Source organism: Acetobacter sicerae, assembly GCF_011516765.1.
GTDB classification, from domain to species: domain Bacteria; phylum Pseudomonadota; class Alphaproteobacteria; order Acetobacterales; family Acetobacteraceae; genus Acetobacter; species Acetobacter sicerae.
Map to the genome: position 1 here is coordinate 65431 of NZ_JAAABN010000008.1, position 12870 is coordinate 78300.

Below are 12870 nucleotides of genomic sequence, written 5' to 3' on the forward strand. Positions count from 1 at the left end.
CTCCTGAGTAATGTTTTTATATCGAAACGGATTCGGCGGTATGCCTGGGTAGGATCCCTGTTTGTTCTATAAAAATTCCTTTCAGTAGAATGGAAAAATGGAGTTTCATGTCTGCGTCCGTATGAGAGGCGGATGACTGCCCGTTCAGGGTGAATGGTGCCAAATGGCACTATTGTTGTGAGCCCTGCCGCATGCTTCCTTTTATTTCCGATCGGCAACGTATCGAGGGCGACGATCATGACCGCGTTTCTTGTGAAGGCTCCGAAAAGATCTTCTCATCGGATCAATGGAGGAAGCAGCGCTCAGAAGTTTTCGGTAACCGCAGGTGAGCGCCTCGAAATTCTGGGCGTTGATGGAGGGCAGGCGGCCGTCGTGTTTGCTGCGCGGGGTATGCTGGAATGCTCTTCGGGAGCAGAAACCGCGCACAGCTTTTCCAGTGAGGCCCTTTCCGAGTTTCTGGAAGGAGACGAGGTTTCCTTTGTCGTTCTGGGCGCAGACGCTGCGCCGGGTGAGGCTGTCAGTGTTGCGGTGCTGCAGGATGGAAACATTGTGGTCGATGCTCCTGCGGACGATATGCTGCCTGAAAGCTCTGAGGCTCCCGGTCGTGTGGACGTGGTGATGTATGCAACTGACAGCACGTCACGACTGCCGCCCCCACTCGGACCTGTCGTGCAGGAGATATGCGTGCCTGCGGCCTCGGCTGTGAGTTACCGTGTCCGCAAGGGCGACTATATCCAGATCATCGATGTTGAAGGTCGGCAATGCTCCGATTTTCTCGCATTCGATGCACTGGCGCTGAAAGAGGGCAGGGAGTGCGGGCTGGATGCGACCGCCACCCGGACCGTGCAGGGAAACGTCATGCCGACACCGGGACTGCACGCCAGGTTTCTCAATGAGCACATGCAGCCGATGGTCGAGATCGTGCAGGACACGGTAGGCCGTCACGATGCATTTCTTCTGGCCTGCACAGCCAAATATTATGACGATGGCGGCTATCCCGGCCATGCCAACTGCACTGAAAACTTCAACAATGTTCTTGAAGTGGAGGGGATTGTTCCCCGCAGTGGGTGGCCCGCAATCAACTTCTTCTTCAACACGCAGGTTCTCGAATGCGGAACGATCGTGGGCGAGGAACCGTGGTCCCGGCCCGGAGACTATGTGCTGCTCAGGGCGGAGAAGGATCTCGTCTGCGCCTCTTCATCGTGCGCTGATGATGTGACGTCCGCAAACGGCTGGATACCCACCGACATTCACATCCGTATTTACGACCGGAACAACCGTTTTCCGAAGGGGGTGACGCATCGCATGACACCCGAATCTCCACCCGTCATGACACGCCAAAGTGGTTTTCACGATCGTCTGGAAGCGCTGGGCGCGAAGTTTGTCGAGTATAAAGGCTTCTGGCTGCCATCCTATTTCGAAGGCTATGGTCCGGTTTCCGAATACTGGGCCTGCCGGACAAAAGCCTGCGTCATGGATCTGTCGGCTCTGCGCAAGTTCGAAATCACAGGTCCGGATGCCGAACTGCTACTCCAGACCGCTGTGACGCGCGATATCCGTAAGCTGGCTGTAGGGCAGGTGGTTTATACGGCGCTGTGTTATCCGCACGGTGGTATGCTGGATGACGCAACCGTGTTCCGTCTGGCGCCGCAGGCGTTCCGGCTTGTCTGTGGCGATGATTATTGCGGTGAATGGCTCCGCAAGCTGGCTGATGAGCGGGGACTGCATGTCCGTATTCGTGCATCTACGGACCAGCTGCATAATCTTTCAGTACAAGGGCCGGAAAGTCGGAAAATTCTGGCTCCTCTGATCTGGACCTGTCCGACACAGCCGGACATCGAATCCCTGAAATGGTTTCGGTTTACCATCGGGCGCATTGGTGGGCCGGAGGGAATTCCGGTTGTGGTTTCACGAACCGGCTACACGGGAGAGCTTGGTTACGAAATCTGGTGTCACCCCAAGCAGGCTTCTGCCGTGTGGGATGCGATCTGGGAGGCCGGAAAGCCGAAAGGACTGGTGCTTCTCGGGCTGGACGCTCTCGACTGGCTGCGTATCGAAGCCGGACTGGCTTTTGCCAATTACGAGTTCTGTCCGGAGACGGATCCATTCGAGGCAGGCATTGGCTTTGCCGTGCCTGCGGCCAAGATCGAGGACTATGTCGGCCGTGAGACCCTGCTGCGGAGACGTGAAAATCCGCGGCAATGTCTGATCGGATTGGAAACTCATATGAACGACAGGCTTGATCACGGAGACGCTGTCTATTCAGGGCGGGCGAAGGTCGGTGTCGTGACAAGCGCGTGCAACTCTCCCGTTCTGGGGAAAAACATCGCGCTCGCACGTGTCGATGTATCGGTAGCGGAAATTGGAAAGGAACTGGAAATCGGAAAACTTGACGGGTTTCGAAAGAGAATACCGGTGAAGGTTACATCTTTTCCGGCTTATGACCCCAAAAAAACACGGGTCAGATCCTGAAATATAACCAGAAACAGGTTTGCGAGCCTGATCGTCCTGTAAGGAGCATTGACGAACATGACAAAAAAGCGGGTGGCAGTCATTGGCGCGGGTCCGAGCGGACTTGCTGCGTTGAGAGCATTCAGCACGGCGCGTAAGCAGGGACATGATGTTCCTGATGTCGTCTGCTTTGAGAAGCAGTCATCGGCGGGCGGTATCTGGAATTATACCTGGCGTACGGGGCTCGATGAATACGGAGAGCCCGTGCATGGGAGCATGTACCGCTTTCTATGGTCAAACGGCCCGAAGGAGGGTCTTGAATTTTCAGACTATTCCTTTGAAGAGCATTTTGGTCGTCCCATCCCGTCCTATCCGCCTCGTGCCGTGCTGCTGGATTACATTCTGGGCCGTATGAAGCGTGATGATCTGCAGGGCGACATGCGTTACAGCACGCCGGTAAGGGAGGTGCAGTGGGATGCGGATGCGGAACATTTCATCGTCACAGTTGAAGATCTTGCGAACGGTCATGTTTATTCAGAATGTTTTGATTATGTCATCTGTGCTTCCGGTCACTTCTCCACCCCCAATGTCCCCAGTTTTCCGGGCTTTGATCTGTTTCCCGGTCGTATCCTGCACGCCCATGATTTCCGGGATGCGAATGAATTTGCCGGTAAGGACATTCTTCTGATCGGCAGTTCGTATTCTGCGGAAGATATCGCTTCGCAGTGTTACAAATACGGCGCGAAGTCGATCATCTTTTCCTATCGCTCCCGTCCTCTGGGTTTTAACTGGCCGGAAGGTTTTTCGGAGCACCCGCTTCTTGAAAAAGTGGAAGGAAATGTAGCCCATTTTAGTGACGGAGAAACCCGCAAGGTCGACGCCATCATTCTGTGCACGGGATACAAGCATCATTTTCCCTTCCTGCCAGATACGTTGCGTCTGAAAACAAATAACCGTCTGTACCCACTGGATCTGTACAAAGGCGTCTGCTGGATCGACAATCCGAATCTGCTTTATCTTGGGATGCAGGATCAGTATTACACATTCAATATGTTTGATGCTCAGGCGTGGTTCGCCCGTGATGTGATTATGGAACGTCTTGAACTGCCTACGGCGGCGGACATGACGGCGGATACCCATGTATGGCGCAAGCGCGAAGAGGCGCTTGAAGACGCCTATCAGGAGATCGATTTCCAGACGGATTACGTCCGTGATCTGATGAAATATACTGATTATCCACCGTTTGATCTCGATAAGGTGGCTGAGATCTTCAAAGAGTGGAAGCATGACAAGGGTGACGGCATCATGACTTTCAGGGACCGAAGCTATCCATCCGTCCTGACCGGCACAATGGCGCCTCCGCACCATACGGTATGGATGAAAGCGCTGGATGATTCTCTTGAGGCTTTTCTTGCTCCTGTGGCCGAACCCCAGCGTAAGGTCAGTGCGGGCTAACACGACTCAGGACATCAGCCAGTTCAGATGATGTCCTGAAAGAATTTGAAAGATCATTGTTTTTAATATGATGTTTCCTTTGTAAGGAAAACTTATATATCCGATAATGCAATCGGGCTGCATGGTTTTCCTGATATTATTTGTTGCGATGTCAATTCGAAGTAAAGGCTCGGTGAGCCGGGAGAAGCTGCAAACATGACCACAAGCTGGCGTTCAAGCACCCTTGCCGATCGTCACCGTGCCCTTGGTTCGGGTCTTGAAGACTGGAACGGCATGGCGACGGCCTGGAGTTATTCCACTGATGTACGGGATCATCACGTCGCCGTTCGTACGAAGGCGGGCCTGATGGATGTCTCAGGCCTGAAGAAAGTCCATCTTGTCGGACCGCACGCAACAGCAATCCTTGATTATGCAACCAGCAGGAATCTCCAGAAGGTCACTCCAGGGCGCTCGGTTTACGCCACAGCGCTCAATGATTCAGGCAAGTTCATTGATGACTGCGTTCTCTACCGCACCGGGCCCAATAGCTGGATGGTGGTGCATGGAGCCGGATCTCTGCATGAGATGCTGGCGCAGGCGGTTGTGGGGCGTAACGCCGCCATGCTGTTCGATGACGATCTGCATGACCTGTCGCTGCAGGGGCCGGTGGCGGTGGATTTTCTTGAGCGTCATGTTCCCGGAATCAGGCAGCTTAACTACTTTCACCATATGCAGACCACGCTTTTCGGCGCGCCGGTCATGATCTCTCGCACCGGTTATACCGGAGAGCGTGGATATGAGATTTTCTGCAAGGGGGTCGATGCACCGCTGATCTGGGACAGTATTCTGGAAGACGGAAAGGGCGATGGTATCGTGCCGGTCTGCTTTACCGCGCTCGATCTGCTGCGTGTCGAAAGCTATCTTCTGTTCTATCCTTACGACAATTCGGAAATGTATCCGTTTGAACAGGATCTGGCAGGCGACACGTTGTGGGAACTGGGCCTGAACTTTACCGTCAGTCCTGGCAAGACGCATTTCCGTGGTGCTCCGGCCCACTTCGCGCTCAAGGGAAAAGAGCGTTTCAGGATATTTGGTCTGCTGCTGGATGGTGATGTGGCGGCCAAGGAAGGTTCGGCTGTTTATGATGGTGAGCGCAAGGTTGGCGTTGTCACCTGCGCCATGGTTTCGAAACTGACGGGAAAATCGATGGCGCTGGCGCGGATGGACGTGCCTTACGCCACACCGGGGAAACATATTGTGGTGCGTTCTGGAGACACGGAACTGCCGGGTGTAACCCATACGCTCCCATTCGACGATCCTGAGAAAAAGAAGCGGACAGTAAAGGGATGATATCCCGTTCCGTCATGACCCTTTTGGAAAGGAAAAAGGTCTTATGGGAACAAGTGAGCTTCCGTACCGGCCTCTGACCTTTGATCCCGATGGGCGACGCCACCTGTTTGTCCGTGAAAACGCGACACAGGCGTTTCCGGAAGGTGAACAGCCTGCCGTGTTCGAGGTCTGGACCATCGAGCACAGCAGTCTGATAAAAGCTGAGTCAGACACATGCGATGTGCGGATGCGTTCTGCTGCCGACCTTTTGGAAAGGCTCGCCTATCGTCTGTCGCGTGAAAAGGTGGGGCTCCGGCTGTATGCGGCCGGCCGACCGGCTTTTCTCGCACAGGTGGCGAAAGTGGCGGATGGTGCCGGTCTGTGTGGTGGGGAAATCTTTCTTGATGAACCGGCCGGTTTCGAGCGGCGCGTGTTCTGCGTGCACTGCGACACGCTTCATGACGGGGTGAGTGGTGACACGCTGGTGTGTCAGGGATGCGCCACCGAACTGTCCGTCCGCGACCATTATTCCCGTGCTCTCGGCGCCTATATGGGAGCGGGTGAACCAGCGGTGGTGATTGAGGCGATGGAGGCGGCGACTCATGGCTGAACGAATGGGCTTCCCCGCGTCCATTGAGCGTGTCGAAAGTCTGACGCCAACATTGCGGCGGTTTGTGCTCAGCGCGCAGAAGCAAACATTCCCGCCTGTGTCACCGGGAAGTTATGCCGCCCTTGAATTCGAGGATGGTGAGAAAGTCTACAAAAACGCCTATTCCATCGTGGAACGTTCGGAAGACGGACGGGACTTGACGGTGATAGTCCGTCTCGCACCGCAGTCACGGGGTGGTTCGCGGTTCCTGCACGAAAAGGGACGACCTGGACTGCCCGTGTGGGTCGGAAGTGTAGCGAACCTCTTTCCGATTGTGAAAACAGCACGGCGTCACCTGCTGCTTTCCGCGGGAATTGGAATCACTCCTTTTCTTTCCTATCTGAAAAAACTGCGCTCTGTCGGGGCGGATTACACACTACATCATTTCTGCCGCGCGGAAGAACGTCCGGCTTTTGAAGCATTGCTGGCCGATCAGGATCAGGTCCGGGTTTTCGTGCACACCGAATTGCCGTCCGAGGTCGGTCTTGCTGACTGGTTGCAGGATGAGGCGATTGCGACCCATGTCTATTTCTGCGGACCAGAAGGGTTCATGAAATGGGTGGAAGAAACCACGCATCGGTGCGGCTTTGCTCCGGGGAAAGCGCATTCCGAACATTTCTTCGTGCCGGAGGGAGGACGGCCGTTTGAGGTCATTCTGGCACGTAGTGGCCGCAGGGTAGCGGTCAAGGCGGATGAGACGCTGCTGGAAGCCCTGGAACAGGCTGATGTGGATGCTCCCTGCATGTGCCGGGGCGGCGCGTGTGGCGCATGTGCCGTGACCGTGCTCGACGGACAGGCGGACCATCGTGACCATGTGCTTACGGAGGCGGAACGCGCCTCGGGCAACGTTATTCTTACCTGTGTGTCCCGTGCGAAAACGGACACGCTCACCCTTGATCTTTAAGGAGGCCAGTCATGAGCGGTCAGACGCATGTCCGGGACAGTTACCGTCCTCCATTCCATGTCGAAAACAGTGAGGAAACCATTCTCCGGTTTCCCTTTCCGTTTCCTGAAGATACTTACATGTATTCGATGAATGTCGAACCGCATGTGCGCGGCGGTCCGGTGGAGGCCATGAGCCACACATTCGATGTCGATGAGCATTATATTGGCGAGTGCGCCGAGAAAGCACGTATTCTTGCGGAAGATCCCAAACGCTGCATGGTATTGCCGCATATGCGCGATGCAGAATGGGATTTTCTCGAACTGGGCATGGACAGTCTGTCATCAGACTATCCCGGGCATTTTACCCTGAAGAAAGAGGGTAATGACTGGCGCTGGGAAAATCATCTTCTGAATATCAGCCAGTCCTTTGTGTTTGGCGACGAAGCCACGCTTCCGCAGGCGCCTTTCGAATACATGGCGCGTCAGATGCAGGGAGATTTTACGCTCCATGACCAGCGTGAAAACGATCTGTGGATGGATGGCGGCATGGTCACATCGCAGGCGGACTGGTCACTGAAATTCGACATGGGCATGTCCTTTCGCCAGTGGCATGCGCCTGTTCCCAAGGCCTCTGAAATGGGAATTTTCGATCGTGGTCTCAGGTTTCTGCTGATGCTTCAGTACGGACGTCCGGTCAGGCGTCTGAACTGGACCATGACGATCAATCCCCGACTTGATACGTCGCCGGAAAATTACATGATCTGGGGCGAGGATCGCGCATCGGTCACGCCTGAAAACGTAGCGGAAAAAGTGCATCTGCGTGTTGAGCTTCAGTCGCTTTACCGCCTGCCGCGTTCCAATGCGATCCTCTTCGCGATCCGTTGTTATCTTTTACCGATAAAAGACATCATGACAGTGCCAAAATGGCGAAAACGTCTGCACCGCGTCCTGCGCGATCTTGATCCGGCGCTGGCTTCCTACAAAGGGCTGGATCTTTATCGTTCCACAGTTGTTGAATTTTTACGACCGCATGATGATGGTGCGCCGTTATCGGTAGGTATTCAGCCTGAGTAAGATGGCAGGTTCGCAGTTTTGAGTATGCCTCTGTCATTCTCTCTCATGCTGATGAGAGTCTGATCGCTTAGCTATGTGACTTGGCTGGCAGCCGATTCGGCAACAAACACTATGATGTGTTTATTTGAAATTTGATCCGACCTATCTACGAAACGTCGTAGACACTTTCGACCTGTAGTGGTGCAGCTAACCACTAATACGCTATCGCTTTCATCCATTTATGTAGAAAGATCAATGGCGTCCCATAGGGGATTCGAACCCCTGTTGCCGCCGTGAGAGGGCGGTGTCCTAGGCCTCTAGACGAATGGGACATTGGCCGTGGGCGGGTTCTTACGGCAAGCGACGCACCAACACAAGTATTCTGCTAAAAAATAATCAGTGCGGATGCTTGATCACTGAGCGAGATCAAGCTCGCCGACAGGTCGCCCTGCGCCAGTATCCCACAGAACGATCCGATCCGGCCCCCCACCGCTCAGGCGCACCGCCATGACTGTGCCATTCGACCAGGCAATCTGCTCAATCCGGGTTCCAGCCGGTTCATGCAGAAGAAAAGTCTGGGGCTGTATGGCTGTCGCTGCAACCGGCAAGGAAATGCCCGCGGGAGCGGCGACCGGTGCGCGTGGGTGCGACATCCGGTGAATAATGATCGCCACCAGCGCGCCGACCCCCAGAATAATCAGGATTCCCATGCCGATGACGGCCGCAAACAGCCCTCGCCGTGCGAAAGTGCTCTGCTCCATGCCGTCATTCCTTCACAGTTGATGCCATCGGCCTGTAAATGACACCCATGACAGTTTCAAGCCACGGGCCACGCACCCTGATCATCACCGAGGAATTTGCCGGTCAGCGCACGGATCGCGTGCTGACGGCCTGCTTTCCGGACCTGTCCCGTTCCCGTATCAAAAACCTGATCGACGAGGGGCGTCTGACCCGTAACGGACTCTGCCTGCGTGAACCGGCCGAACCTGTCCGCACAGGAGTGGAGCTCATTCTGGACATTCCAGCACCGACACCCGCCATACCGGTGGGAGAGGCCATCAGCTTTCCCATTCTTTACGAAGATGACGACCTGATCGTTCTCGATAAACCGGCCGGACTTGTGGTCCATCCCGCGCCCGGCAATGAAACAGGCACGCTTGTGAACGCCCTTGTCGCGCATTGCGGAGAAAGTCTCGTCGGGATCGGGGGGGAACGGCGTCCGGGAATCGTGCACAGGCTGGACAAGGATACGTCCGGTCTGATGGTTGCGGCCAAGACCGAGCGCGCTCATCGTGCACTGTCGGAGGATTTTGCCGCCAGACGGATCGACCGCGCCTATCTCGCCCTGTGCTGGGGCGTGCCTTCTCCCACCAAGGGAGAATATGAAGGCAATATCGGGCGCGACAAACGGGACCGCAAACGCATGGCGATGGTGGGGAGCGGCGGTAAGACAGCCCTGACCCGTTACACCGTTCTGAAGGCGTTCGGCACGTATGCCGCGCTGGTGGAATGTCGTCTCGCCACGGGACGCACGCACCAGATCCGGGTTCATTTCTCCGCTAACGGTCACCCGCTGATGGGGGACCCTCTCTATCTGCGGCGTATTCCTGCGATCGCGAAAACATGCCCCATCGACGCGCGGGACGCTGCGCTTGATTTCCCCCGGCAGGCGCTCCATGCGGCCCGGTTGGGATTCACGCATCCCGGAACAGGAGAAAAGCTGCTCTTCGAAACGTCACCACCTGAAGATTTCATGACTCTTGAAAGAATACTGGCGAGTGATTAACTAACATAATTTTTTGTTAATCTTGACTTTTTCGGGTATTTACTTTAGACAGGTCCTATCTTTTCGACGCGCCAATGAGGCCGCCGGAATGGATGTCCCGGCTTCTTCTGCCCGAGTGGGGGAGCTTGCCGGGGACACATTAAATCCACTCCCTGCGTCGCCCGATATCACAGGCCGATCACTCCGACGTTCAAAGTCTCCGGAAGTCGGATAAGACAGGCCAGTGCCGGGATGAAGGAGATTTCTCCATGGCATCACCCTCTCTAACCCTTGGACCTGACGCCAGCCTTTCCCGCTATCTTCAGGAAATCCGCAAATATCCTCTTCTGTCACCGGAAGAAGAAGCCTCTCTCTCCCGTCGCTGGCGCGACAAGGGGGATGTAAAGGCTGCCCATAAGCTGGTCACATCTCACCTCCGTCTCGTCGCCAAGATCGCCTTTGGCTACCGTGGATATGGTCTGCCGCTGAACGAACTGATCAGCGAAGGCAATGTCGGCATGATGCAGGCCGTCCGCCGGTTCGATCCGGAGCGCGGCTTCCGTCTGGCTACCTATGCCATGTGGTGGATCCGTGCGGCGATTCAAGAGTACATCCTTCACAGCTGGTCGCTGGTGAAGATGGGGACCACCTCCGCCCAGAAGAAGCTGTTCTTCAACCTGCGCCGTCTCAAGGGCGAGATGAAGGCGATTGATGACGGGGATCTGGCGCCGGAACAGGTCGATCATATCGCCAGGACGCTCGGTGTGCCTGAGCAGGATGTCGTGGCGATGAACCGGCGTCTGGCTGCTGGCGATCACAGTCTGAACGCGCCTCTTCGCAGTGACGGAGATGGCGAGTGGCAGGACTGGCTTGTCGATGACGGCGACAATCAGGAAGACATGCTCGGCGAGCATGAGGAGCTTTCTAACCGCAAGGCTCTGCTCTCCAGCGCGATGGCGTCGCTCAATGAACGTGAGCGTCACATTTTCGAAGAGCGTCGTCTGAAAGACGAGCCTGTCACGCTTGAGGAACTGGCTCAGCACTACGGTATTTCACGCGAGCGCGTGCGTCAGATCGAAGTGCGGGCTTTCGAGAAAGTGCAGGCCCACATGAAGGAAGACATTGAAGCGCGTCGGCAGAAAGAAGCTGTGACGCAGTAGGTTTCAGGGCATCGCCTTTTTTGAATGGGGCGATGCCTTCTGAAGTTTTTGGAAAAAAGCTTCACCAAAATTTCTTTGTGTTTTTGTCTGAGACTGTGAAGAGACGCGCTTTGAAGAGCGGGCCTTCCGGAGACCCCAGACATAAACGGGGGCAGGGCAATACCCTGCTACAAAGCCTTACCCCAGACACTCTTTCCGAAACGCCTCAAAAGCGCGCGCCCGATGGCTGATGGCGTTTTTCTCCGCATCGCTCATCTCGGCGAATGTCCGTGTTTCTCCCTCAGGAACAAAAATCGGATCGTACCCGTGCCCGGCAGCACCACGGGGTTCCGGCGCGATGGTGCCGTCGATGCGCCCTTCAAAGCACTCGGTCGCGCCGTCAGGGAAAGCGAGGCACAGGACGGAGATAAACCACGCTTCCCGTTCATCGCCGTCGATCCCTTCTTCAATCCGTCGCATTGCGCCTGCGAAATCCTTGTCCGGTCCGGCCCAGCGCGCGGAATAGATGCCCGGCGCGCCGCCCAGAGCCGACACGCAGAGACCGGAATCATCCGCGAGTGCAGGGAGACCTGTGGCCTTCGCCGCTGCTTCCGCCTTGATGCGGGCATTGCCTTCAAAGGTCAGGGCCGTCTCATCCGGCTCCGGCAGATTCAGCTCGCCCGCAGACACGACTTCCACACCGTAAGGCGCCAGAAGAGTAGCGAACTCGGCCAGTTTGCCTTTGTTGTGACTGGCAAGAACCAGACGGCTGCCCTGCTTCAGTGGTAAGTGTGCGCTCATGCGATCTCCGCTGTGTTGATGACCCGTTCTGTCAGACCCGTCTCAGACCTCAGGTAACCCTCTCCACACTCTTCCTGCAACGGAGAGGGAAATCGGATTACCTGATGCAGGACAATCCCGACCCACAAGCGCCGGATCAGCGGCCCGGAGGCGCCATGAATTCGGGACCGACCGGGTCCTTGATGCAGGTCCTGAGGATCGTATCGATCTCACGCAGATCATCAGCGCTCAGATGCCAGCCCATTGCGTCGGCGACCGCTGCGATCTGGTCCGGACGGCGTGCGCCCCACAGGGCAATGGTCGGCCCCTGATCAAGCACCCAGCGAATGGCCAGCGCCAGAAGCGACTTGTTGTGTTTCTCGCGTGCAAAATCCTGTAACTGGCGCACGGCTTCCAGATACTGGGCAAAGCGGGGTGACTGGAACTTGGGGTCGGCGCTGCGCAGATCATCAGAGCCAAATTTGGTCTGCGCCGTCATCTTGCCCGACAGAAGGCCACGACAGAGCGGCCCGTAGGCGAGGATGGTCAGGTCATGCTGGCGTGCATAAGGCAGGATGTCATGCTCCATCCCACGTTCAAACAGATTGTAGGGCGGCTGTACGGCAGCCAGAGGAGCGACTGAACGGAACGCATCCATTTCGGCGATGGTGAAGTTGCTGACCCCAAGGGCCAGAACCTTGCCTTCCTTGACCAGATCTTCGAGCGTGCGGGCAGTCTCCTCCATCGGCACGGCGGAATCGGGCCAGTGAACCTGATACAGGTCGATGTAATCGGTGCGCAGACGGCGCAGCGAGTCTTCGATTTCCTTGCGGATACGGGCGGGTGATGTATTGCGGAACGGCTTGTGATCTTCTTTCCAGTCCAGTCCGACTTTGGTTGCGATCGCCACCTTCTCCCGTCGTCCGGCAAGGGCCTGCCCTACAATTTCTTCCGAATGGCCAAAGCCATAGACGGGGGCCGTATCGATCAGCGTGATCCCCAGATCAACGGCTTCCTGAATGGTGGCAATGGCGTTCCTGTCATCCGGACCGCCCCACATCCAGCCGCCAATGGCCCATGTGCCGAGCGCAATGCGTGAGACGGGGTGTTTAAGCCCACGGATGGTGGTCGTTTCTGTAACAGATGCCTGTGTCATGAAGACTCTCCGTGTTCGTGAATCCATGATGACGGACGTAACCGTCGCCTGTGCAACGTGCCACAGCGTGTCGGGATCTGTTACCTGCTCCCACAGGGCGCAGCCATGCCTCGTCATCTTCACTCTTTCCTAAAGTGCAGACAGGCAGAGTTCTGGTGGAACTGCATCATGATCCACTGTCTTCAGACGCATGAACCTTGTGTGACCTTGCTGCGTTTTGAAGAACTTA

General features: G+C 56.0%; 11 protein-coding genes and 1 tRNA gene. 8 read left to right on the forward strand and 4 right to left on the reverse strand.

The genetic code is table 11. The features are described from left to right. The first annotated feature begins 237 nt into the window (after positions 1-237). The 6 genes from GVI59_RS10485 to GVI59_RS10510 all read left to right on the forward strand — a co-directional run bounded on the left by GVI59_RS10485 (position 238) and on the right by GVI59_RS10510 (position 7822). The gene (locus GVI59_RS10485) at positions 238-2472 is read left to right on the forward strand and encodes a DUF1989 domain-containing protein (RefSeq protein ID WP_173574232.1); all 2235 of its coding nucleotides are present in this window, start codon (positions 238-240) and stop codon (positions 2470-2472) included. Positions 2473-2529: 57 nt separating this feature from the next. Then, positions 2530-3906, forward strand: coding sequence for a flavin-containing monooxygenase (locus GVI59_RS10490; RefSeq protein ID WP_173574233.1), 1377 nt, complete (start codon positions 2530-2532; stop codon positions 3904-3906). A 195-nt stretch (positions 3907-4101) separates the two neighbouring features. Further along, positions 4102-5235: an aminomethyltransferase family protein gene (locus tag GVI59_RS10495; protein WP_173574234.1), complete on the forward strand. Its 1134-nt coding sequence runs from the start codon at positions 4102-4104 to the stop codon at positions 5233-5235. A 43-nt stretch (positions 5236-5278) separates the two neighbouring features. After that, positions 5279-5824, forward strand: a complete 546-nt coding sequence (locus GVI59_RS10500; protein ID WP_173574235.1) for a dimethylamine monooxygenase subunit DmmA family protein — start codon at positions 5279-5281, stop codon at positions 5822-5824. Then, the gene (locus GVI59_RS10505; protein WP_173574236.1) at positions 5817-6767 is read left to right on the forward strand and encodes a PDR/VanB family oxidoreductase; all 951 of its coding nucleotides are present in this window, start codon (positions 5817-5819) and stop codon (positions 6765-6767) included. The genes GVI59_RS10500 and GVI59_RS10505 overlap by 8 nt, the downstream gene beginning before the upstream one ends. A gap of 11 nt (positions 6768-6778) precedes the next feature. Then, positions 6779-7822, forward strand: coding sequence for a heme-dependent oxidative N-demethylase family protein (locus GVI59_RS10510; RefSeq protein WP_173574237.1), 1044 nt, complete (start codon positions 6779-6781; stop codon positions 7820-7822). Between the two features lie 235 nt (positions 7823-8057). On the opposite strand, the gene GVI59_RS10515 is transcribed toward GVI59_RS10510, so the two are convergent. Continuing rightward, positions 8058-8133 (reverse strand) — tRNA-Glu (locus GVI59_RS10515). A gap of 81 nt (positions 8134-8214) precedes the next feature. Further along, positions 8215-8562, reverse strand: coding sequence for a hypothetical protein (locus tag GVI59_RS10520; RefSeq protein WP_173574238.1), 348 nt, complete (start codon positions 8560-8562; stop codon positions 8215-8217). A 47-nt stretch (positions 8563-8609) separates the two neighbouring features. Here GVI59_RS10520 and GVI59_RS10525 point away from each other — a divergent pair, with 47 nt between their 5' ends. Both GVI59_RS10525 and rpoH read left to right on the forward strand, forming a co-directional pair. Further along, complete coding sequence (locus GVI59_RS10525) at positions 8610-9587, forward strand: RluA family pseudouridine synthase (RefSeq protein WP_173574239.1); 978 nt, start codon at positions 8610-8612, stop codon at positions 9585-9587. A 248-nt stretch (positions 9588-9835) separates the two neighbouring features. Then, on the forward strand, positions 9836-10726 hold the full coding sequence (rpoH, locus tag GVI59_RS10530) for an RNA polymerase sigma factor RpoH (RefSeq protein WP_173574240.1): 891 nt from the start codon (positions 9836-9838) through the stop codon (positions 10724-10726). Positions 10727-10903: 177 nt separating this feature from the next. Here the strand turns inward: rpoH and rdgB are convergent, their stop codons facing one another. Both rdgB and GVI59_RS10540 read right to left on the reverse strand, forming a co-directional pair. Beyond that, positions 10904-11506 carry an RdgB/HAM1 family non-canonical purine NTP pyrophosphatase gene (rdgB, locus tag GVI59_RS10535; RefSeq protein ID WP_173574241.1) on the reverse strand — a complete coding sequence of 201 codons (603 nt, stop codon included), beginning with the start codon at positions 11504-11506 and terminating at the stop codon, positions 10904-10906. A gap of 136 nt (positions 11507-11642) precedes the next feature. Then, positions 11643-12641, reverse strand: a complete 999-nt coding sequence (locus tag GVI59_RS10540) for an aldo/keto reductase (protein WP_173574242.1) — start codon at positions 12639-12641, stop codon at positions 11643-11645. Positions 12642-12870: the final 229 nt, after the last annotated feature.